Source organism: Aliiglaciecola sp. M165 (genome assembly GCF_007197995.1).
GTDB lineage: Bacteria > Pseudomonadota > Gammaproteobacteria > Enterobacterales > Alteromonadaceae > Aliiglaciecola.
Window position 1 is genome coordinate 276595 of record NZ_VKKH01000002.1, and the last position, 22795, is coordinate 299389.

Consider the following 22795-nt stretch of genomic DNA (forward strand, 5'->3'; position numbering starts at 1 on the left):
AATAAAGAGTAAATTTTTTTAGTTAGCTAATTTTTTAAGCGACTCACTGGCGATAGTGCGTAGGGTATCAGAACTTACTTCTGCCCGACCTAGCACACATATACTCACATGGATCCCCATGTAAAACGTCGCGAGCTTATCGATATTATGTTGCATTGAAACCTCATCAAGAGTTTGTGCGCGTTGCAAAGCTGCCTCATAACTACGTTTAATCTGATCAAAAAATTGATTAACGATTTCTGCTACCGGCGCCTGCTGCATGATAGGATCACGAGCTGTATTACACATTAAGCAGCCAAATCGGCCTTGGTCTTGATCGGCCATATCTGTCAGCACAGTAAAGACTGTTTTAATGTCACTAAGGCCTAAATCTCCCTGTCGTAAAGGAGATAAAAACGCTTTATCAGCTCCGGTTGCGAAATCTCTTAGTGCGGACAAAAACATTTGGGTTTTGTCACCAAAATTATTGTACAACTGACGCCGATTCAATCCTGTTCTAACTTCAAGATCGGCGAGTGATGTATCGGAAAAAGATTTTTGATGAAACAACGCCATTATGTTTTGACGTACAAGGTTTTCATCATAAAGTCGCTGTCTACTCATCTACTATTTTCATCTTTTAAAACTTCTTACACTTTAGTTCACCAATCGGTGAAAAACAAATGTAATTTTTTTTTTGGTTTTCATACAACACCCCATAGTCAATTAGCCAAAAGTAATGTCTGGGGCAGCAATGTCGAACAGGTGCGTTCATCCGTCAGTATCTACTATGCAAAATAGTTAACCTGAGGTTAGTTAGAACTCAGGCTTTGCAAATCCTGTATGGGCCCAGGACAAGTAAGTGCCCGCTTTTAATGATAACAAATGATTGTCACCATCTTCGGTAACTGAGGCACGGGCATCTCGTAACAATTTCTCCATCGGACACGACTTTATCAGTCCTTTGCCACCAAATAATCGCATGCACTCTGATATGGCTATTACCGCGTTTTCTGTGACATGCACTTTAGCGACAGTTGCTGATAACAAATGTGGAGCTTTCGCCAGAGCGTTGTAATCAAAAGACTGTTTGGTCACAGCTCGCATCGATTCTATGCGCCTGAAAATATCAAACAGTCGTAAATGAACTGCCTGATGTTTTACAATGGGAACACCACCTTGAATACGATTATGCGAATATTCCATGGCTAATTCATAAGCCCGTTGCGCGCAGCCGGTAAATACAGCAGCCATTGTGTGATTACCCTCACATAGTGCTGACAGCATGCTTGCCCGATAATCGTCAGGCCCTGCAATGATGTGATCAATAGGCAAGCGGACATGATTAAATTTAATCGAACCTTGCGGTAGCGTGCGTTGCCCCAATTTTTCAAGGGCCGCGCCCTTACTTACGCCTTCCGAATCCAGAGGCACAAACACACCTATACCTTTTGTGGTTCCATCCTTGTTGAATAGTGGACGCTGCTTTTCGCGAAGTGGGAAATATCCAATCGCAATACTGGCTACCGGTGCCAGCGATACCCAATCAGAAGATTCACCATATAAAATAACTTCCGAATCATTAATCTGTGCATACATTTCACCAGGCTGGTGTCTTGATTCATTTGGTTTTTCGGTTCCCTCAATATCGCCAACATCGCTTCCTCGAGAGGGTTGGGTTGCAATCCAACAGCCCATTTTTCCTGCAGCCTTCTCGGCGAGATCATGTCTTCCAAGCAAACGGCACATGACATAGGGGTAGTTAGCGACCATCAATCCTATCGCAAATCCTGCATCACCTCGGCCCAACTCCTGGTAGGCAATGGACTTCAATCGATTCGCTTTCAACTTATCCGTGCTGAGGTACAAATCATCCACATTTAAACCCAAGCTATTGAATGAAGAATACATTTCCCAAAATAAAGCATTTTTTCCCACCGCTGATGCGGGAAGTTGGTCAATTAGTTTTGCCGCAGGGTTCACTACAGCATCACAAAAATCCCTCAGTTTAAGTTGAAGCGATTTTTCCTGTTCAGAGAGCCCAAGCTCTAATCCGAGTGACGACAATTCCGGTTCGGCGACTTCAGATATCAAACGCATAAATCAAATCTCCTATATTCAGAATAGATACTCTACCGACAAGCCGACCGTTCTTGGTGGGGCCAGATTACCCAACCCTAGCTGTCCTGAAACGCCACCGTTGAACACGCCATTAGTCACGACTTCCTCATCGCTGATATTGTCGGCAAACAACGAAACGCGCCAGTCATCCTCAAGGCTTTCCCATGTAATGCTAGCCTTAAACCAGTCATAACTTTCCTGGCTTAAGGCTTCGATGTTAAATTGATTGAAGTAGATATCGTCCTGGAATGACCAATCAACTCGGGCGACAAGGTAGCCAGCGTCATTTAAATCGAAAGTATATTGTGCGCCAAGCGCAAATTGCGACTCCGGCGCTTTGGGCAGCTCATTACCCGCTAAATTTAAAGGACCTAAAGCAGGTCTAGCCGGATCTTCAGTGACAAATTCCAGGATCTCCGTGTCTAACCAGGTCGCTGAATAATCCACTACAAAATCGTCAGTAATCCTGAAAAATCCACTGATCTCCAACCCGCTGATCTCCGCATCTGTGGCGTTTTCCACACGAATATTATTGTTTTCAACTGTTTGTACTTGCAGGTCGGTGTAATCGTAGAAAAAAGCGGTCGCGTTGAAACGAAATCGATTGTCGAAAAAATCACTCCGCAATCCCGCTTCATAAGACACAACGTACTCTTCATCAAAGTTTTCATTCTGCAAAGATCCTATATTGTAACCTCCACTTTTAAAACCAGTGGACACATTGGTATAAAGAAAAACGTTGTTACTGTACTGATAGTTCACGCCAATTTTTGGTGTGAACGAGGCGAAGGATCGGTCTTCAAATTCCGTAACATTAAAGAAGGGGTCGTTCTGTGGGATAGGCGCCTGGGTGAATAGGTCGTTACTGCCGCCTCTTTTCTCATAGGAATATCGCACACCACCGCGGATAGTAAGCTTTTCGGTGTGTTGATAAACCGCATCAACGAACGCCGAATAGGCTTTGGTTTGCAGCGAACCATTTAACTCAAATGTGCAACAAGGCGCAGTATTGTCAAAGTTGGGTAGCAGATTGAGTGATTCAATCGGATCAAACCCCGTTGCTAAAAACACCCCCATAACAGCTAATGTGCTAGCAATTGGGTATTCATTTTGAATATCGTTTTCTTCTTCAAAATACGATAAACCAGCTATCCAATCGAGTTTTTCGCCGAGGGTCGATGCGACTTGGAACTCCTGAATGAACTGCCATTGATCTTCCGCACGATACTGGCTACCTGCAAACGCGGTAGATAAATCAAAATCAGTAAAGTTTTCAGGCTTGGTCTCTCGATAAGCGGTGAGCGAAGAAAAGGTAAAATCATCTTTTTCATAATCAAATCGTCCACTGATACCAAAGATTTCCGGCGTATTGAACGGCACGGTATCGGCATATTGATCGTCTCGAGAGCGCAACTTACTCGGCGTACCCGGCGTTATCGCCCCATTGTAGGTATTTGGACCAAAAAACAGGTCGGCTAGCGAACGCCCCACATCAATAACGAATTGACCAGTATCTGGCCCCAAATCTCCTCTCTGGGCAATATAAAAGGGATTGATCCCCCGAAAACCTTCTGGAAAAACATCACTTCCAGTAAACACACCAAGTGGTGTCACCGCCGGCTCTACACCTGATCCTCCGGGCAGAATAAAAGGGTGAGCTGTGGGATCAGTCACAAAAAAACTGTCCGCAATAGAAAAGAAAATATTGTTGCGGTCATCTGCCTTGTAATAATCTGCAGCTAAAGAAAACGTCAGGTGCTCAGATGCCCGATATTCCAGCACACCTCGCAAGAATGTCTCATCCTTATCTTCCGCCTCAATAATATTGCCGTCACCTGTTTGCAAATCAGTGAATCCATCTCGATCATTTTTTTGAGCAGCCAATCGATACAACAACACGTCTTCCACGATGGGTCCGCTAATCGCAGCAGATATTTCCCGCCTGTTGTAACTACCGATTGTGCCTTTAAATTCTCCAGTGAATTCTTCTGTTGGCTTTTTCGAGGTGATGACAATTGAACCTGCCGTAGCATTTCGACCATATAATGTCCCCTGAGGACCTTTTAGGACTTCTACTTGTTGCACATCAAAAAAACCGGGAATGGATGCTGCCGCTCTGGATAAGAATTCGCCATCTTTGTAAATGGCTGTCGAGCCTTCTGTCCCCCCAACGGTAATGGGTGTTCCTATGCCGCGCATAAACACTTGAGCCTCACCTTGATAAAAACTCACTTGGAGGCTGGTATTGCTAATGCCTAGATCTTCGACATCGTCTATGTTGCGCTTTTTCAGATCATTTATTCCCAGCGCACTAACAGAGGCGGCGGTTTGTTGAAGATTGGTTGCCCGTCGTTCAGCAGTGACGATGATTTTTTCATAGTCTTCTGTATCAGGAGTATCAGTCTGCGCATAAGCTATTGCAGGAATACCACATAGGCTAGCCAATGTGATCGCGATGAGTGTGTGCCCAAAAGGCTTTTTGTTAGTATTCATATTAAATCCCACCCGTGTAAAGTTTTTGGTAATGTCAGTTTTTAACCAGCACGCTAACCACGGCGGCACCGTTGAGACCAACGTTGTGCTGCAAAGCCGTTCGTGCATTAGGAACTTGACGCGCCTGCGCTTGGCCGCGCAATTGCAATGTAAGTTCAGTGATTTGAGCAAGACCCGTTGCGCCTAATGGATGGCCTTTCGACAAAAGCCCACCCGATGGATTCACCACGACTGATCCGCCATAAGTGTTGTTGCCATCAACAATAAATTTTTCAGCGGTTCCCTTGGAGGTCAGTCCCAGTGACTCATAGCTGAGCGCCTCATTAATAGTGAAGCAATCATGCAGTTCGACTACATCGATTTCATTTGGACTAATGCCCGATTCGTTGTATGCGTGCGACGCTGCTCGTGCGGAAATATCGTATCCAACCATTGAAATTGCACTTCCAGAAAAAGTGCTATTGGTATCACTGGTTAAACCCATACCCTTGAGCTCAACGTCTGTAGATAAACCATTTCGTTTGGCGTAGCTAGCGGAACAAATGATGGCAGCAGCGGCACCGCTAGTTGGTGGACAGCACTGCAATTTCGTCAGTGGAGATACGATTGCACGGCTACTTAGCACTTCTGCTATGGAGACTGGATTTTGATAGGCGGCCTTTGGATTTCGCGCCGCATGAGCACGGGCTTTGACCGCAATCATTGCATAGGCTTCGGCGCTTATTCCATCTCGGCGCATATGCTCGACACCCGCGGCGGCAAATATTCTTGGAGTAAGCGGTCCGGAAGAAGGGTCTATGGTTTTATCGGCGATAGCCGCATGCAATTCAAGAACAGAACTACGATCAATAAAAAATAATTCCAGAGCACCCGCGGGCATTTGTTCAAACCCAACTACCAGTGCGCAATCAACTGCACCATTTTGAACGGCCTGTCTTGCTAAATATAAAGCGCTAGATCCTGAAGAGCATGCATTGTTGACATTGAAAAAAGGAACGCCAGTGGCCCCTAAACTTGCTAATGCTCTTTGCCCACTTGTTGTATCGCCGTAAGCCCATCCGGCATAGATTTGTTGGATGTCAGTATATTCTACGCCCGCATCAGTTAATGCTAATTGCACTGCTTGTGGCGCAAGCTGTTCGTAACCGATAAGGACGCTAGGTCGATGAAAGGGTGTCATTCCGACACCCGCAATATAGACGGGTTGTAGAGGCATTTTCTTTGTCTCGCTGCATACTGTTAACACTATGTTAACTATTGGTAACGAAACTAAGAATATATTACCTTTTAAGGTAACGCAAGCTGATAAATATTACCGATGCAATAATCCAAACCTCAACAACTTGCTTAACTCTTCTAGACTCTCGGAAAAAGTCATCCCTGATTTAGCTAGAAAATCAGGTTCGCGGACACGTCGAGTCACCTGAATCATCACTTCGGCGACGAAATAGGCGTGGTACTTTTCAAACTCACCAGATTCTATCCCCTCCTGAACCAGTTCTTTTAATCCCGAAATACGTTCTTTTTGTAAACTGTCAAACAATAGCTGCCCTGCTTTCGTGCTGGCGATGTCCCGATTAAATCCGTCTCCTGCACGAGATGCAGCCTGTATACCTACCTGCAAATAATCGGTGACTCTTGTTGTCAAAGGTTTGCTAGTTGATGACACGGCCCAACCACTCTTTTTCATGGCATTAAAAAACCGATCGATTACCAATAAAAATAGCGATTCTTTGCTGTCTGCAATGTTGTATAAACGGCGGAATGAACACCCCAAACGTTTAGCTAGTTCTTTTTGTGTAATGTCACGATAACCTTCTGCTAAAAAGATTTCCTCTAGCGCATCCATTAACGCCTCATCGCTCATTTGTTTTTTTCTTCCAACCATAACCTTTCCATTATTGGTAATTTTTTACTTGATATGTTACCCAAACTGATCTAAAAATATAACACAGCGTTAACAAAAGTCGACATATATTCCAATCGGCACGATTAATTATAAGGCATTTAATATGCGATCAGACTCATTGATTCTGCGTGACCATTTTTATCAAGCACTTAAGCGCCATCAAGACAAAGTGGCCGTTACTGCCCCTGATGGTAAATTAACTTACAGAGAATTGCTTGTTCAGGCTTCAAAACTTGCGAATGCACTCAACGCCTTGGGTGTCGGTCGCGGTGACAAAGTTGTATTACTATTGCGCAATAGTGTTGATTATGTGATTGCCGATATTGCAATTATCTTGGCGGGTGCATGCAAGGTCCCGCTAAATGATATGTTGGCTGCCAATGATGTTGGCTATATGATCAACCATGCCGATGCAAAGGCGGTTATCTCACATACTAGTTTCGCACCCACAATTAACGCTATTCAGTCTGAATTGTCCGCGGTGAAAGTCAAAATAAGTTGCTCTGATACTAAGGACGTATTAGAAGGTTTTGTCAGCGTTGATAATGTGGTCGCAAAGACGTCTTCGACACTGAAAAGTGGGGACACTCCGGACGCTAAAGATCCAGGGCTAATTATTTATACGGGTGGTACAACGGGCAAACCAAAAGGTGTTTACCATACGCAAGAATCCTTATTGGTGAATTTTCTCAGTCATCTGACTTATGCAGAAATTAGACAGGACGAACATTTACTTATTTGTTCACCCCTGCCGCATTCCGCACAACAATTTGTGCTTTCAGCATTACTCATGGGGGCGCAGATAACCATAGAAAACGGCTTTGATATCACGCGCGTTCTAAATCTGATAGAAACGACCAAAATCACTTGGTGTTTTATGGTCCCAACCATGATCTACCGCCTTTTAGATGCTCCCAGACTTGGCGAAATAAATTGCAGTTCGTTGCGCACTATAGTTTATGGTGCATCGCCTATTACTGCTGCCCGATTGCGTCAGGGATTGGAATATTTTGGCCCCATTTTTCTGCAAATCTATGGCCAAACAGAGGTCCCCAATTTCGTCACCGTATTATCCAAACAAGATCACCTCAAAGAGCAGTTTCAAACGTCTTGCGGTCAACCTGTTATGTTCTGCAATGTGGCGATCAGGGATGAATCCGGCACTGTTTTAGAGTACGGCGAAGTCGGCGAAATTACAGTTAAAAGTTATTATTCCTTAGAGCGTTATTATAAAAACCCTGCAAAAACAGAAACATCCTATATTGGTTCGCATCTACGCACCGGTGATGTTGGGTACCAACATGAATCTGGTCACGTTTTTCTCGTTGACCGTGCCAACGACATGATCATCTCGGGCGGCATGAATGTTTATTCAACTGAAGTTGAAAACGTGGTAAATGAAACCATCCTGACCGGTCAAGTCGTTGTGATTGGTGTACCTGATGATGACTGGGGTGAAGCGGTAACGGCTTTTATTGTGGGTGTCGAAGAGCAAGTGGATGAAGATAAAATCATCAATCACTGTAAGACCAAACTGGCCAAGTACAAAGTCCCGAAACATATCAAATTGGTCGACGAAATCCCTCTAACCCCCTATGGTAAACCAGACAAGAAAGCCCTGCGCGCACAATTTTGGGGTCAGCAATCTAGGCAAATTAATTAGGGGACTACGATGCAATCAATTGAATTAGAACTCTTATTCACTATCCAAGGACAACTTGGTGAAGCACTGGATTTAGGCAACACCCCTGAAGGTAATCGTATTATTTTCCCGGTAATTGGAGGGTCGTTTAAAGGCCCAAAAATTGAAGGGGAAATTGTTCCTGGTACGTGCGCAGATTGGGGGCGAATGAGAAGCGATGGATCCCTTTCCATCGATGTTCGTCTTAGTCTTCGGACTGTCGAAGGTGATTTAATTTTTATGTCTTACTTAGGAAGAGCAGGCGCTGATCATCCAGAGGGTTTGGCTGCTGCCTTCGATTTTGCCAAGCCGGACCCAAGTGAGAATAGCGATACCTACTATTTCAGAATATTACCTTTGTTTGAGACCAGCAGTGATAAGTATGCCTGGCTCAACAAAATAGTAGCCGTAGGCTCCGGTATGACCGGTGCCGGAGGTGTTATCTATACCGTATACACGGTTAAATAATCATTATATCCATAGGAATCAAGACATGAGCACAACGAATGAAGTCGTATTATACGGAGCAAGTGGATACACGGGACGTTTAGTCGCAGAGTTTTTAAGAGAGTACAGTATCTCGTTTACCGCAGCCGGACGTGATAAAGCCCGGATTGAACAGTCGCTAGCAACAGTACCTGGCATTGATACTGCCGACTACGATATCGCAGAAGCCCCTATGGAAAAGGCTGCGCTCACTGAGTTATTCAAAGGTGCAAAAGTCGTTTGCAACGTGACAGGTCCATTTGTAGATTACGGAGACATTGTTGCAGAAGCGGCACTAGATGCAGGAGCCCACTACATTGATACGACAGGTGAGCAACCCTGGGTTATTAGATGTCAGGAACATTGGGGACCATTGTTTGCAGAAAAAAACTTGGTATGTGTGCCTTCAATGTCCTACATGTATGCCACCAGCGAAATAGCTGCACAATATGTCCTGGAAACACCTGGAATAGACACACTAGACGTATTAGTGCTGTTTAAAGGAATTCCTACCTACGCTTCAACACAGAGTTTTTTCTCTGTACTTCAGCATGATGCATTCTATTTGCAACAAGGTAAGTATGAAAAATGGCAGCCTGGCACAAGCTTCGAGGTTCCGATTCCTTCTGAAGTCATGACTGCGTTGGCTTTGCCATGGGGAGGCATGAGCCATCCGGTATGGTTCAAAGATGATCACCGTGTATCCAATGTACGGGCAATTGGTGGCAATCATAGTCGAGAGTTAATGAACATGGTGTTAGCAGCAACCGAAGATTTTGAGCAAAACATTCGTCCGTTACCTCAGGACGAGCAAAAAACAATATTGCTGAGTAAAGCGGATGCGATGCAAAGCGGCATGCCACCAAGAGAGAATAGACGAATTCACCGCACTATCGATTTGGTTAGAGGTCGCGGCAATTTGTCACAAAAAAGTGTATTACTAAATGGCACGGGTGCTTATTTGCAAACAGGTTTGTTACAGGCCGTCGGTGCATTTCATCTGCTTCACAACGCACCGTTTAAAACGGGTTTTGCGTCACCGTGCCAGGCATTTGGACATAACGAATTGTTCGGCGCGCTGGAGAGTTACGGTCTGATCAAAATGGAAGAGAATATTTAATGACTCTCCTGGCTGAAAACAAAGTTACTATCGTAACAGGCGGGGCTCGTGGTATCGGTCGTGCTACCTCATTATTGTTCGCCAAAGAAGGCAGTAAAGTTGTGGTATCCGACATACTCGAATCAGAAGGAATGGAAACCGTACAAATGATTCAAAATGCTGGAGGCGAAGCTCAATTTATAAGTTGCGATACGGCGAGTGAAGAGGATGTAGCGCTAATGGTCGAGCGAACAATTTCCGTCTATGGTCGCGTTGACAATTTGGTTAATAACGCAGGCGTCGAGCATATAAGCACAATTATTGATATGGAGCGCTCGGATTTCGACCGTTTGTCCAGTATCAATTTACGTGGCGTATGGTTGTGCATGAAGTACGTTATTAAGGCCATGTTGAAGCATGGGAATAAAGGCTCAATTGTAAACATGTCTTCTTTAGCCGGAAATGTCGGCTATGCAGGATTAGGCGCTTATGTAATGAGTAAACATGGTGTAAATGGATTGACTAAAGTTGCTGCTATAGAACATTCAGCGGACGGGATTCGAACTAACTCTATCTGCCCTGGATGCATTCAAACTCCCATGATAGATAATTTAGCCGCGGCCATGGGGAACCCAGAAGCGAAGGAACAACTCGCGGCCATGCACCCGATTGGTCGGCTTGGCACCGCAGATGAAATTGCTGAAGCCATAGTTTGGGTGTGTTCAGAAAGAGCTTCATTTGTCACCGGCAGTATTTTTACAGTGGATGGTGGCTGGGTCGCGCAATAACGCGCAATAATAAAATAAACGCCAAAGGATTTTAAAAAGCCTTCTGTGCCAAAATTCAACGCAGAAAGGCGTTTGAGTCCTTGATGTCTACGGCCGAAAAACAGCACTCAATATGAGTTGAGTGCCGCTCTCCCTATGGAAAAGTTGTTTTTTTAACCTCAATGGCCTTTGTCAATCTGTGCTTTATATTCTTTAAGTTTAGCAATTGCGGGTTTGGCCGCTTTTCTCATTCGATTTAGAATTTTGAGGTTCTCGAACTCGTAGAATTTTACGCCAGCAACCATTGCCATAAAGCCGTCAAGACGGTTGTTCTGCAGCCACTTTTTTAATCCTGGTTCTTTAGACCAAAAAAACTGATTCATCATGTTGCGATAGGTCAGTTCGACCCAATCGTAATCGTGGTTAGGCAATGGAACAACACGACATAAATCGTTTTTCTTTTTAATATCGTCATAGTTCAAATCGATGTGTGCGATAAACGAGGCGCTAAAAACGGGTTGATAAGATCTGACGGTTTGCAGTGTTATCGTGTTCTCACTGAATACCGGACTAATCTCCAGGTTAGTGATTGCACTGGCAGTGCAATCTACAACGATCTCATTATCAGGTAGCGGAATTTCACCTTCAACCAGGACGATTCTTGACGCTTCCACTGCGCTAACCCTGCCGAGTCGCACCACTTTTTTTATTTTACCCAGTTCTTCAAGTTCCATTTTACTGACCGTTGCTCCATGGAACATTTTCGGCAACACATTTCTATCTAGGCGCAGAAAAACCCCCGCTTGCTCTAATCTCAAAAACATGTCTTCCATTGAAGTAGAGTTGGCGATGGCTTCCATTTGCCCAGCTTGCGCACCTATGGTGTCGGCAAAGAATTCTTTTGTAGGCTGGGTATTTCTTCGATCAATTAACCAAGCATCTCTTGGCATGATCCAGCGAATGTTATCTGCTGGAACACCTCGTTCCAACAACCATAGGCAAGTATCTATACCTGTTTTACCACCACCGATGATAGTGACACCGTCAATCTTGGTTTGTAGTTTAGGTAGATTATTAGGTGGCATGAAATTGACTGAATCATCAATGCTAAATACTGGCGTGTGCGTCGCAGGAATGCTGGTTTTGTAATAGGTAGAGTCAACTATTTTGTTAGCCTCCACGTTAAACGTTTGCCCGGTGAGGATTGAACGGATCACCCCATCACCTAGGTATTCACATTTTGGAAAATAGCGCACTTTGCCACTGGGTAAAAAGGTCTCGCGCATTAACTCATCAAAGTAGGCCAGCACTTCAGCGCCAGAGGCTAGCTCATTCAACCCCTTGTTTAATCCAACTTCGTCTTTCACACCGCGACTTAATTCTTTAGAGCTTACACCGTAAAATGATGAGGGCTGATGCAAGGTCACAAAGGAATAAGCATGGTTCCAATGACCACCTGGCTTGTCTTCTTTATCCACAATGATCATAGTCGCGTCAGATTCGCTTAAAACGGTATCGGCAAAGGCGACACCGCTAGCGCCGGCACCGATTATGAGGTAATCGGCTTTGATTGTTTGTGACATGTAATTCCAGATTTTCCAATATTAACTGTGCCACTATGTTAGAAAATGCAGTGCTAGGTCAAGGGCCTTAAAACGAAATTTCCGCTTCAAATCGTTTACCCTAATCCGATTCCACATTGTGTGAACTGTTTTGCATATGTTAGGTAAAGATAACTCTCCAAAACTCTTTATTCGTCAATTGTTTGTGCAATTTTCAGCGTACATTGCCTATACTTGACGATAATTAGTCAAGGATGCCAATGTCCTAAAACATACAGGGAAACGATGGCCCTGGTTTAATCGGCGCTAATCTTGTTGCATAACTAAAGAGAAGTAGCCTAAATGAAGCCTAAGTTATCGGGTGCCAGTACAATTAAAATGTTGCAAGCATTGTTGGATGTCGATGCGTCATTGCATGGCTTAGATTATTTACAGGCCATTGCGGTGAATTTGTGGAAGCAATTCGAGTTTGAGTACATATTGTTTGGTTATGCACTTAAACCCACTTACACAAAAATACAAACCGTTGTGACTTTGGTGAGAGGTGAGGTCGGAGACAATTTTGTGTATGACCTTATGGGCACGCCCTGCCAGAACGTTTTTACTGGCAATCGTGTGTGTATACATCCAGAGCAGGTCGCAGAGCGTTTTCCTGACGACACCATGCTAGTAGATATGCAAGTGCAGAGCTATATTGGTGCCCCTACCATTGTACAAGGAAAACTGTTTGGGCTTATCGCACTATTAGACTCAAACAAAATTATTGATACCGAATATTATAGCTCCTTCATTGAATTTGTCGCAGCACGTGTCTCTGTTGAACTTGAACGTTACACCAACCAACATCAAATTGAATTGTTAAAGCGCCAAGCACAAAGAGACCCACTTACGGGTCTATTCAATCGTCATGCTTTTTACAATACCGTTGAGATTGTTTCTGAAGACTTGCAGGTTTCTTCATTGATGTTCATTGATGCAGACGACTTTAAAGTCATTAATGATACTTTCGGGCACGTCTATGGCGACGATGTGCTTAGGTTTATTGCCGAAACCATTAACCAATGTATCAGGGCAAGCGATGTATTAGGTCGCTTTGGGGGTGAAGAATTTGTCATTTATTTACCTGGAATCGATTTAAAAGGGGCTAAACCTATAGCCGATAGAATTCATCAAAAAATTCGCGACAATAGCGAATTTAATATTACTTTAAGTATTGGTTTAACATCCTGTGATTCAACTCAATCCCTAGACAACATGATAGAGCGAGCAGACAAGGGCGTATACCAAGCAAAACGACAAGGTAAGAATCAAACTTGTATTGTGTAATCTTGCTAATCCAGTAAAAAGAGATTAGATTTAACCCTGTAGTCACTCGCAAGGCAGCGATTCAACAGTTGAGAGATTATTGTTAGCTAAACGCCTGAGTATATTCTGCTTTCTTATTTTGAGCTTTGCCTCAAGTGGGCTTCTCGCGTCTGATAATAAACTCAAAATCGCCATACTAGCCACCGGGCCCGAGCAAATGCGGGTCTATTCAAACTTGTTTACTCAATTCGAAAACTCAACTGATATACAAGTCGACGTACAGTTTTTTAGCGACATCAATTTTAAAAAACATATTCGTAACTGGGTGGAACTAGGTACATATGACGTTCTCTACTGGCAAGGAGGAAAGCGACTTACAAACCTTATTTCTAAGCAAGAGATTGTTCCTCTGTCTGACCTTATCGACATCACCCACTTTAAACAGCAATATCTGCAAAGCACTATTGACGCAGTCAGCAGCCAAGGGCAGGTTTATGCACTGCCTCTGGGTCACTACATATGGGGGTTTTATTATAATAAAGAGGTGTTTTCAGAGTTTGACTTAAAGCCACCGAGTAATTGGTCGGAATTTATTGCGATTAACGAAGCCTTAAAACAAAATGGCATTAAACCCCTTGTCCAAGCAACAGTCGACGAGTGGCCAGTATTAGCTTGGTTAGATTATCTTGCATTGAATATCGGTGGGGTTCCCTATCGCAATAAGCTACTTGCTGGTGAATTTGGCGCATCCATACAAGATAAAAAATTAATAGAAGCATTTGACTATTTGGTGTCGAAGGATTTGTTTTTTGCTAACGAACATGCTTGGAATTGGGAGCAACCCATTGTTTCCGTTGTTCGTAAGCAAGCGGCCATGACATTAAGTGGTCAATTTATAGAAAGCAAAGCCCAACGAATCGCTGATGACAAAATCGGCTTTTTCCCCTTCCCTCAATTTGAAAATACTCCTCGCCAAACTGAAGTTGCTCCATTGGAAGTTTTAGTCGTTCCGGTTTCAAGTTCGAATTCCGAGAATAATGCAAAGCTATTGGAGTTTTTAATCGACTTCACAGCAATTGATGCAACTGCGTACAAATTAGGTTGGCTGTCTGTAAGCAATCAACCTAGTCAGGCAGTAAAGACTTCCGCCCGCACCAGAAGTGCGCAACAGTGGTTAAACAAAACCAAACAACAAATACAGTATTTTGATCGGGATACGTCAATCCAAACGTCTTCTTCATGGGCACAAGCAATTACGCAAAGTATTAAAGTTGCCAACGTGAGCCACATAGAGGCGCTAAGCTCTTCTGATTTAGCCACGAGCACTGAGGAAGCGCCCGATTCAATCGACAACAGTAAACTACTTAGCTTTTCGACACTCAGCGGATTGCGAGGCACGTTTTTCGTATCCAAAATCCTACATCATGTATACAAACAGCTAGGATACACGTTTCACGTTAACCGATTTGATACCTCGGATGCGGTGATTAACTCGCTTCGTTTGGCAGCAGATGGTGATTTGATTAGAGCCATTGAATTACCTCAACTGGAAGAATTGGCTATCAAAGTGCCAGAGCCTGTGGGCATTAACAAAGTGTTTTTAGTGGGGAAAAGCAATACCTGCCAATTAGAAAATAACCAGATTTTGACCGGTAAATCCCTTGGCTATAAAAGCGATGCTGTCGCTTTGCAACAACTGGCTTCTTCATTAAGCAGTGACAACCTTATTGAGCGAGACCTAGACGCTACGTGGCAAGCTTTTGAGCAGGGAAATCTGGATTACGTATTAATGTTTGAGTCTGATCTTCACACCAAAAAGGATCGACTGTTTGATTTATGCCTGAATAAATTGATGGATATTCCTGTTTATCATTATTTAGCCAAGAAGCATGCAGGTTTAGTTAATGACGTCTCAGAGTCGCTGCGGACATTCAAGGAAACGGACGAATACAAAGCAATTACTAATGAATTTGGTATTGCGTCACTTCCCGAAACATTGAACTTCTAAACATCCTGGCTGCTATTTTGCTTTCCTTGGAACATTGACGCCCTCTCAACAATACTCACTGAATCGCTTTTGCCTGGAGAAAAAAATGCGCGACACCTTATCTGTGCATCACATTAATTTCTTAGTTAAAGATCTCGATACAACCTGCGAGTACCTTTCAAAAGTGCTAAGCCAGGATGCGATTAGAGAATCTCTTCCTTTACGAAACGTTAATACCGCTCGCTTTCAACTTAATAATTGCTGGCTTGTATTGGTTCAACCTCTTTCAGAGCAAGGCGAAGTCGCGCGTATTCTAGCGCATCGTGGCGAAGGTCTTTTTTTACTCTCATTAGGGTGTGATGATTTAGACAAACAAATTTCTAGGTTGGAGAAACAAGACATCTGTGTGAATGCAAAAAGTAAACGAAAAGGGCTGTCAGATTGGTCCGTCGTCGACCTTGAGCACCCATCTGGACTCGGGCCAGTTTTGCAGCTTTGCGCGTTAATTAACCCAGCTTCTAGTAACTCCTAATCTCCTCAATTTAATTCATTTTGAAATTTTTTATTTCAAAATGAACTTTTTCTTACGCTTTTGCTTAAAAAGTAGTCTCGTAACATTTTTTTAACACGCGTTAAATATGGGCCTTGCGGCTTAGCGGTGAGAATTTAATTAACCGTGGCATGCCTAATGCACATGACAAGATATATAGGCATATCACGACAAGACAATTGCGAAAACTGAACGGGACGCATTCGTTAATGAATCACTTTGTACACGACGTATCGCCGATTAAAGTATTGATTTTTGGGCATAAAGAATTCAGCCAATTGGTGAGCAACTTGATGCCTAAATATGAAGCTATGGCGAAGTTTATCATCGTCGATGCCTTGATTGGCAGTGCTGAAGAAGTGAAAAGCCATGTCAAGGTTCATCAACCCGATGTGATCTTGAGCGGCGGTGCCAATGCTATGTATTTGCAGTCGTGCCTGGATATTCCGGTTGTCCCGACACAGGTGACTGAAGCCGATATTATCGAAGCTGTGAAACGTGCCTCGCAAGTCTCTCCAAATGTTGTGCTAATTACCTTCAATGGTCCTTCACCCGTTGTTCCTCTGCTAGAAGATGCCCTGGGGATCCAAATTAAGGAAGAAACTTATTCTAGAACGGACGAGGCTAGAGAAATATTTCATATTGTCAGCAAACAACCGGATGTTGTGATCGTTGGCGCGAGCTTAGTTTGCGGATTAGCGTCGCAAAGCAATATTCGATCAGTATTGTTTTATTCTGCTCGGTCATGTGCTTTAGCGATGGAAAAAGCCATTCAACAAGGACGCCAACGCAGAGGTCAGTTGGAGCAAAAGTCTTTACATAACTGGTTAATGAACCAATCGAAAACTCCCATTATCATGGCTGACCCCAATGGGAATTCACTGACATTAAACCAAGCGGCAAAACGTGACTTAAATTTGTCATTAGATTTCGAATTTGATTTACAAGATCTCATCCATCCTCAAGAAAACGCGCAGCCGAGTGATGGCGAATGTTCAATTAATGGCAGCGATTGGTGGTTCCATCGTGACGAAGTGCAAAATGACACGCAGACGATGAATGTCTACCAGTTATATCGCAAAAAACCGAAAAACCCAACACTCCCTCCCGTCACATCTCAACCTCATCAAATGGCCTTCCAATCGGCAGACATTAATAAAGTTATGTCGCAAATAAGTTCATTTGCCTCATCACCAAGTAATGTTTTGATATATGGAGAGTCAGGCACAGGTAAAGAGCTCGTTGCACGTGAGATCTATAGCAAGGGAGCCTTTAGCCAGGGCAAATTTGTCGCTTTGAATTGCAGTGCCATACCCACCGAATTATTTGAAGGAGAACTTTTTGGTCATCAGGATGGTGCTTACACTGGATCACGCAGAGGCGGGAGAAAAGGTCTAATTGAGGAAGCACAAGGCGGTGTCCTGTTTTTAGATGAAATTAGTGAATTAGCTCTAGACCAACAATCCAAATTATTACGTTTCTTGCAGGAGAGAATGTTCCGCCCCCTAGGTGCAAACGAAGAGAAATCTGTTCATTTGAAGCTCGTTGCCGCCTCGAACAAACCCCTTCACGAACTCGTCGAAGAAGGCAGTTTCCGTCATGATCTTTTTTATCGCCTCAATGTTTTTAACATCACGATCCCACCATTGAGACAACGCCCAGAAGATGTGTTGTGTATAGCCCAATCTAAGTTAGACATTTTTTTAGAACGCTACCAACTTCAGATGGATTCTGAAACTGTGCTGGACAGTATCAAACATTTGTTAACGCGATATACCTGGCCGGGCAATGTGCGCGAACTGGAAAACATATTGGAAAGGTTAGTTGCGGTGCTATCGCCCCAGCAAGATCTTAGCAACATGGAAGACTTGGTCCGAGACATTGCCCCTGAATTGTTTTTGGACCAACAACTATCAACATCAAAAAGCCGGATTAAAAACAAAGAGTTGGAGATGGTCGCCGATGCGATGGTGCAGTTCTCCGGAGATAAACAACAGGTAGCGAACTACCTTGGACTAAGTCAAACCACACTTTGGCGAAGACTTAAGCACCTACAAAATAACTAGAACTGGAGAACAACCATGACACGCTTCAAGCCGCACAAAATTGCTAAATCTCTGGCCGTTGCACTCGCCTGTGGCAGCTTATACGCGCCGGTAGGAGTAATGGCGCAGGACTCTGCTGATAATGAGGAATTGGAAATCATCAGTATCTCCAGAAAACGTCCAGAAAGCCTGCAGCAGGTGCCTATCGCAGTAACCGCACTATCTGAAAAAGACATCGTTTCCGCGGGCGTAGAAAGACCAGCAGATTTTATTAGTCTCATTCCCAATATCAGTATCGTCGATAGCGCCAACGTGGGCGATACCCAAGTTAGCATTCGCGGTATTGTCTCCACCCGTGACGCAGAATCCACCTTTGCTTATGTGGTTGACGGCGTGCTGATAACCAACCCGAATGGCTTTAACGAGGAGCTTTTAGATATTGCTCAAATTGAAGTGCTTAAAGGTCCACAAGGCGCTCTTTATGGCCGAAACGCTGTGTCTGGGGCGATTCTCGTTACAACCAAAGCCCCTTCTGACGAATTTGAAGGGAATGTCAGAATCGGTTTAGGTAACAACGACACCCAACGATTTAGCGGCGTGATAAGCGGCGGTTTGTCAGAAAATCTTCGAGGACGGCTTACGGTTAATACAAACAAAACTGATGGTCATTACACCAACGTTTTTACTGGCGCAGACGACTCAGTCGATTTCCTTGAAGACACATCTATCAAAGGCCGATTAATGTGGGATGTAAGTGAAGATTTCACTCTGGATATGCGTTTTGCCCGCAGTGATGTAGAAGGCGGTGCGATTAACTTTAATGCGGTATTTGCCCTGCCGTCATTTGAAACAGCCTTTGTTCAACCGGCTTATTTTGCTGACGTCAATGATCATGACTTTATTTTTGCCTTTAACGTGCCCGGTGAAAACGAACAAGAAACCACAGAGCTATCGATCAAGGGAGACTGGGACCTGGATGGATATGATGTGACTGGGATCCTAGCCTACAATGATCTCGAAGAATATTTACTCTCAGACGGCACCAGTGCGTCATTTTATGGCTACGAATTAACCCCACAATGTCAGACGGATCGCGCCACCTTGAACAACGCTCCAGAAGCTATTGGCGGTGCGGGTCGTACCGACTTGTTTGGGGAATTCTTTGCACCCTTTGGCGTTTTCCAGCCCGGCGTTGAGTTTACTGGTGTTTACGGCCCTTACACACCTACAGCCTGTGATGGCTATCAATATCAAAACCGCAGTCAATCAGATTTCAGTGGTGAGCTTCGCTTTACCTCTGACGAAAACGATGAAGCCTACCGGTGGATTGCAGGGGTTTATTTTGCAGAGATCGAGCGAGATGTAGTTGTCGCTTATGGGGCGGACACAGGCCAAGGGTTCTTGCGTCAGGCATATGTGCCAGCGAGTGGGCCAAACCCGACGGACTTGTTGTTCGATGATACCTTTGACACCTCCGTACTTTCTGCATTTGGTCAAGTGGAATATGACTTAAATGACCAATGGGAACTCGCGGTAGCCTTGCGTTATGACTACGAAGACAGAGAGGTTTCTAACAACGTACCCAATGTTAGCGCCTCAGGGTTAAACATTAACACTATTGTTAATGGCGTCGTAGGTCCAATTAACCCAGCATTCACCGCCAATCCCGATGGTATTCCTAACCGGAGTCGGTCGTTTTCCCAGTGGCAACCCAAAGTCACACTTGCATACGATGCCAGTGAAAACGTTAATTGGTATGCCAGTTATGGCGTGGGCTTCAGAAGTGGTGGTTTCAATTCCATTGGGACCCAGGCGACCTTAGATTTCTGGTTTAATCAATCTGGCAATGGTACGCCAGGAGATGCGGTCAATGCACAATTGAAAGTGGCAGATGAATATGAAAAAGAAGTCACTACCAACATCGAACTGGGCTTCAAGTCCAAATTGATGGATAACAAAGTGCGCCTAAATGCAGCGCTCTTCCGGACAACCGTTGAAGACAATCAATTCTTTGAATTTTTTGCCGGGCCTTTTGGTTTATTGCGCGCAGTAACCACAATAGACGAGTTGGAAATCAGTGGATTTGAAATGGATATTCAGGCGCAAGTCACTGAAGACGTGCGACTATTTGCCGGTGTTGGATTGTTGGATTCAGAAATCAAAGAAAACCAAAACCGGCCGCTCACCGTTGGAAACAGTGCTCCTCAGGCTCCAGATGAAACCTTCACCCTAGGCTTCATGTGGGACTATACGCTTAGCGAAGATTTGTTTGTGACCACTCGCATTGACTATCAATACATTGGCGATACCTTTTTCCATACCTTACAAGGCGAACGAACTCCGACTATTTGGGACTTCTTTGGCACCTTGGGTGGAGGTGTACCACCAGGCCCACACTCACAAGACTTTAGCCGTGCAAAACGAGATGCTTACGGCACACTCAATGCCCGCATCACCTTTGATGCCGAGGCTTGGTCGTTGGCATTGTGGGCTAAAAACTTAACAGATGAAGAATATTTGCAAGAAGTCATACCTGCGCCGGAATTTGGTGGTTCTTTTATTCACCCTTCTGCCCGGGATTCTTACGGGGTTGAATTCACCTATCGATTTTAATCGCTAAGTTCTCGTGCAATGTGGGGGGAGTGTGTTTATTCCCCCTCAAATCTATACAGTTTTTAGGAGTAACGGTTGAAATGAACAAGCCACTTGCTGGTATCAGAATATTGGATCTGACACATATGTTGTCAGGACCATATTGCGGGATGATTTTAGCTGATTTAGGTGCCGAAACAATCAAAGTAGAACCCCTCAAGGGTGAGGGTACTCGAAAATTGCTCGCCAATGATCCAGAAAATTCACTTAATGGAATGGGCGCATACTTCATCACACTCAACCGCAATAAAAGTAGCGTTTGCATCGATCTCAAATCAGAACAAGGTCTGGCTGTTTTTTATGATTTGGTGAGAGAGGCGGATGTAGTTATCAATAATTTCGGAGCAGGAGTACCGACGCGACTAAAAATCGATTTTGAACATCTTAAACACGTTAATCCGCGGATTATTACTTGTTCCATTACCGGCTTTGGCAATGATGGGCCCAATTATAAACGCCCTGCATTTGACCAGGTAGCACAAGCTACGGGTGGCGGCATGTCTATCACTGGTGCTTCACCCGAACAGCAGGTCAGAGCGGGCATTCCCATAGGCGATTTGGGCGGCGGAATGTTTGCAGTAATGGGTATTCAGGCTGCGTTGTTAGAACGAGAAAAAAGTGGGTTCGGACAAGACGTCGATATCTCCATGTTGGATTGCCAGATTTCACTGCTCAACTATATGGCTACAATGCACTTCCTCTCTGGTAAAGATCCCTATCCTATCGGCAACTCGCACTTTGTACATGTGCCTTATGACACCTTTAAAACAGCGGATGGTTTTATTGTGATAGCGGTCATTACTGACAATTTCTGGGCCAATTTAAAGGAAGTTGTCAATTGCCCTGATTTTGATTGTGTGCTGTTGGATGGTCAACCGGGACGGTTCGAGTTTAAAGATATGATCACCGACAAACTTAACGAGATATTGTCTACCAAACCCTCGGCCTATTGGATTGAAAAACTGGAAGAGGCGCGAATTCCTTGTGCCCCGGTTAACAAATTTTCGCAAGCGCTGAGTGACGAGCAAGTGCTCTACCGTAATATGGTTGTCGATTTGAAACATCCTGACGGTACCAGCACAAAAGGGCCAGGCAACCCAATTAAGTTCTCGCGCACAAACGAAGAGAGTTTTTCTCCTGCGCCTGATTTGGGTGAGCAGACCGAGCAAGTTTTGTCTGAGTTGCTAAACATGGATCCAGTAAAAATCGCTCAGCTAAAACAGCAAAAGGTGATTGGGTAATGACGACAAAAACTGTGATCATTAATGATGTAGGGCCCAGAGATGGCTTACAAAATCAACCTAAAGTCCTTACTTTGGAGCAGCGCTTACAACTGATTAAGGCACTTCGTACCGCAAGCATACCAGCAATAGAAGTGGGAGCCTTCGTGTCGCCCAAAGCCGTGCCTGCAATGGCGGGCACCGGAGAGTTGGTTACTCAACTTCCATCAGGTCCTTGCGCTTATTCGGCTCTTATTCCTAATCAGAAAGGCTATGAGTTGGGCAAGGAATCCAACATTCCAATCATGTCGTTAGTGCTAGCCGCGTCAAACACAATGAACGAAAAAAACATACGCCAAAGTACCAAAGAAGGGTTTATGACCTGCGCCAAGGTGCTGCAACAAGCAAAGTCAGACGGTACGCACGTTCAAGTATACGTTGCAACGGCTTGGGCCTGTCCTTTTGAAGGTGCAATCACTGAAGACTCTGTCATTAGCCTCACCGATAGATTAATGACGGCTGGAGCAAAACATATTGTGGTAGCAGATACCATAGGAGCTGCCCACCCTGAGCAGTCTTATTTGCTTATGAGCCGCCTCGTTAATGAGTTTGGTGCCAATCAATTGTCCTGTCATTTTCATGATACCCGAGCAATGGGTCTTGCCAACGTTTACGCTGCGTTACAAGCCGGTATTCGGCAATTTGATGCATCGATTGGTGGCTTAGGTGGATGTCCATTTGCGCCGGGTGCCAGCGGTAACGTTGCCACCGAGGACGTAGTCATGATGTTGGAGCAAATGGGCTATGAAACTGGTATCGATATGCCATCTTTGTTGAATGCATCAGATTTAGCAATTGAGCTGACAGGCACTGCGCGCGGTGGAAAAGCCAAGGCGTGGTTAGAAAAATATTATGCCCAATCGGCGTTGGCCGGTTGAG

17 protein-coding genes are annotated in these 22795 nt (G+C 44.4%); 11 read left to right on the forward strand and 6 right to left on the reverse strand.

Going from position 1 to position 22795, the window contains the following annotated elements; all coding sequences use genetic code 11:
- Positions 1-18: 18 nt before the first annotated feature.
- The 5 genes from FM019_RS03495 to FM019_RS03515 all read right to left on the reverse strand — a co-directional run bounded on the left by FM019_RS03495 (position 19) and on the right by FM019_RS03515 (position 6481).
- A complete protein-coding gene (locus FM019_RS03495) occupies positions 19-603 on the reverse strand; it encodes a TetR/AcrR family transcriptional regulator (protein ID WP_143834514.1) in 585 nt (194 codons plus the stop codon).
- A gap of 192 nt (positions 604-795) precedes the next feature.
- Entirely contained in the window at positions 796-2079 is a 1284-nt protein-coding gene (locus tag FM019_RS03500; RefSeq protein WP_143834515.1) for an acyl-CoA dehydrogenase family protein, read from the reverse strand.
- A gap of 18 nt (positions 2080-2097) precedes the next feature.
- Positions 2098-4593, reverse strand: coding sequence for a TonB-dependent receptor (locus FM019_RS03505; protein ID WP_185969174.1), 2496 nt, complete (start codon positions 4591-4593; stop codon positions 2098-2100).
- Positions 4594-4627: 34 nt separating this feature from the next.
- Positions 4628-5809: a thiolase C-terminal domain-containing protein gene (locus FM019_RS03510; protein ID WP_143834517.1), complete on the reverse strand. Its 1182-nt coding sequence runs from the start codon at positions 5807-5809 to the stop codon at positions 4628-4630.
- A gap of 96 nt (positions 5810-5905) precedes the next feature.
- Positions 5906-6481, reverse strand: a complete 576-nt coding sequence (locus FM019_RS03515) for a TetR/AcrR family transcriptional regulator (RefSeq protein WP_143834518.1) — start codon at positions 6479-6481, stop codon at positions 5906-5908.
- Positions 6482-6605: 124 nt separating this feature from the next.
- Between FM019_RS03515 and FM019_RS03520 the strand changes: the two genes are divergently transcribed.
- The 4 genes from FM019_RS03520 to FM019_RS03535 are packed head-to-tail and all read left to right on the forward strand — an operon-like array spanning position 6606 to position 10556.
- Complete coding sequence (locus FM019_RS03520) at positions 6606-8165, forward strand: AMP-binding protein (RefSeq protein ID WP_143834519.1); 1560 nt, start codon at positions 6606-6608, stop codon at positions 8163-8165.
- Positions 8166-8174: 9 nt separating this feature from the next.
- The gene (locus FM019_RS03525) at positions 8175-8651 is read left to right on the forward strand and encodes a DUF3237 domain-containing protein (RefSeq protein ID WP_143834520.1); all 477 of its coding nucleotides are present in this window, start codon (positions 8175-8177) and stop codon (positions 8649-8651) included.
- A 25-nt stretch (positions 8652-8676) separates the two neighbouring features.
- Positions 8677-9789: a DUF5938 domain-containing protein gene (locus FM019_RS03530; protein ID WP_143834521.1), complete on the forward strand. Its 1113-nt coding sequence runs from the start codon at positions 8677-8679 to the stop codon at positions 9787-9789.
- Positions 9789-10556, forward strand: coding sequence for a glucose 1-dehydrogenase (locus FM019_RS03535; RefSeq protein ID WP_143834522.1), 768 nt, complete (start codon positions 9789-9791; stop codon positions 10554-10556). Before FM019_RS03530 ends, FM019_RS03535 begins: the two co-directional genes overlap by 1 nt.
- A 158-nt stretch (positions 10557-10714) precedes the next feature.
- Here the strand turns inward: FM019_RS03535 and FM019_RS03540 are convergent, their stop codons facing one another.
- The gene (locus FM019_RS03540) at positions 10715-12118 is read right to left on the reverse strand and encodes an NAD(P)/FAD-dependent oxidoreductase (RefSeq protein ID WP_143834523.1); all 1404 of its coding nucleotides are present in this window, start codon (positions 12116-12118) and stop codon (positions 10715-10717) included.
- Between the two features lie 321 nt (positions 12119-12439).
- On the opposite strand from FM019_RS03540, the gene FM019_RS03545 reads away from it, so the two are divergent.
- The 7 genes from FM019_RS03545 to FM019_RS03575 all read left to right on the forward strand — a co-directional run bounded on the left by FM019_RS03545 (position 12440) and on the right by FM019_RS03575 (position 22794).
- Complete coding sequence (locus FM019_RS03545) at positions 12440-13423, forward strand: sensor domain-containing diguanylate cyclase (protein WP_143834524.1); 984 nt, start codon at positions 12440-12442, stop codon at positions 13421-13423.
- A gap of 79 nt (positions 13424-13502) precedes the next feature.
- The gene (locus FM019_RS03550; RefSeq protein WP_143834525.1) at positions 13503-15410 is read left to right on the forward strand and encodes an ABC transporter substrate-binding protein; all 1908 of its coding nucleotides are present in this window, start codon (positions 13503-13505) and stop codon (positions 15408-15410) included.
- 85 nt (positions 15411-15495) lie between these two features.
- The gene (locus FM019_RS03555; protein ID WP_143834526.1) at positions 15496-15921 is read left to right on the forward strand and encodes a VOC family protein; all 426 of its coding nucleotides are present in this window, start codon (positions 15496-15498) and stop codon (positions 15919-15921) included.
- 227 nt (positions 15922-16148) lie between these two features.
- Complete coding sequence (locus FM019_RS03560; protein ID WP_185969175.1) at positions 16149-18005, forward strand: sigma 54-interacting transcriptional regulator; 1857 nt, start codon at positions 16149-16151, stop codon at positions 18003-18005.
- 15 nt (positions 18006-18020) lie between these two features.
- Positions 18021-20597, forward strand: a complete 2577-nt coding sequence (locus FM019_RS03565) for a TonB-dependent receptor (RefSeq protein ID WP_143834528.1) — start codon at positions 18021-18023, stop codon at positions 20595-20597.
- An 80-nt stretch (positions 20598-20677) separates the two neighbouring features.
- Positions 20678-21877: a CaiB/BaiF CoA-transferase family protein gene (locus FM019_RS03570; RefSeq protein WP_143834529.1), complete on the forward strand. Its 1200-nt coding sequence runs from the start codon at positions 20678-20680 to the stop codon at positions 21875-21877.
- Entirely contained in the window at positions 21877-22794 is a 918-nt protein-coding gene (locus tag FM019_RS03575; RefSeq protein ID WP_143834530.1) for a hydroxymethylglutaryl-CoA lyase, read from the forward strand. The genes FM019_RS03570 and FM019_RS03575 overlap by 1 nt, the downstream gene beginning before the upstream one ends.
- The last annotated feature ends 1 nt before the right edge of the window (position 22795 follow it).

Coding starts and splice junctions, on each gene's coding strand:
- FM019_RS03505 (WP_185969174.1), bottom strand. CDS start 4,593: ATGAATACTAACAAAAAGCCTTTTGGGCACACACTCATCGCGATCACA.
- FM019_RS03545 (WP_143834524.1), top strand. CDS start 12,440: ATGAAGCCTAAGTTATCGGGTGCCAGTACAATTAAAATGTTGCAAGCA.
- FM019_RS03495 (WP_143834514.1), bottom strand. CDS start 603: ATGAGTAGACAGCGACTTTATGATGAAAACCTTGTACGTCAAAACATA.
- FM019_RS03530 (WP_143834521.1), top strand. CDS start 8,677: ATGAGCACAACGAATGAAGTCGTATTATACGGAGCAAGTGGATACACG.
- FM019_RS03515 (WP_143834518.1), bottom strand. CDS start 6,481: ATGGTTGGAAGAAAAAAACAAATGAGCGATGAGGCGTTAATGGATGCG.
- FM019_RS03540 (WP_143834523.1), bottom strand. CDS start 12,118: ATGTCACAAACAATCAAAGCCGATTACCTCATAATCGGTGCCGGCGCT.
- FM019_RS03510 (WP_143834517.1), bottom strand. CDS start 5,809: ATGCCTCTACAACCCGTCTATATTGCGGGTGTCGGAATGACACCCTTT.
- FM019_RS03520 (WP_143834519.1), top strand. CDS start 6,606: ATGCGATCAGACTCATTGATTCTGCGTGACCATTTTTATCAAGCACTT.
- FM019_RS03575 (WP_143834530.1), top strand. CDS start 21,877: ATGACGACAAAAACTGTGATCATTAATGATGTAGGGCCCAGAGATGGC.
- FM019_RS03565 (WP_143834528.1), top strand. CDS start 18,021: ATGACACGCTTCAAGCCGCACAAAATTGCTAAATCTCTGGCCGTTGCA.
- FM019_RS03570 (WP_143834529.1), top strand. CDS start 20,678: ATGAACAAGCCACTTGCTGGTATCAGAATATTGGATCTGACACATATG.
- FM019_RS03535 (WP_143834522.1), top strand. CDS start 9,789: ATGACTCTCCTGGCTGAAAACAAAGTTACTATCGTAACAGGCGGGGCT.
- FM019_RS03525 (WP_143834520.1), top strand. CDS start 8,175: ATGCAATCAATTGAATTAGAACTCTTATTCACTATCCAAGGACAACTT.
- FM019_RS03500 (WP_143834515.1), bottom strand. CDS start 2,079: ATGCGTTTGATATCTGAAGTCGCCGAACCGGAATTGTCGTCACTCGGA.
- FM019_RS03555 (WP_143834526.1), top strand. CDS start 15,496: ATGCGCGACACCTTATCTGTGCATCACATTAATTTCTTAGTTAAAGAT.
- FM019_RS03560 (WP_185969175.1), top strand. CDS start 16,149: ATGAATCACTTTGTACACGACGTATCGCCGATTAAAGTATTGATTTTT.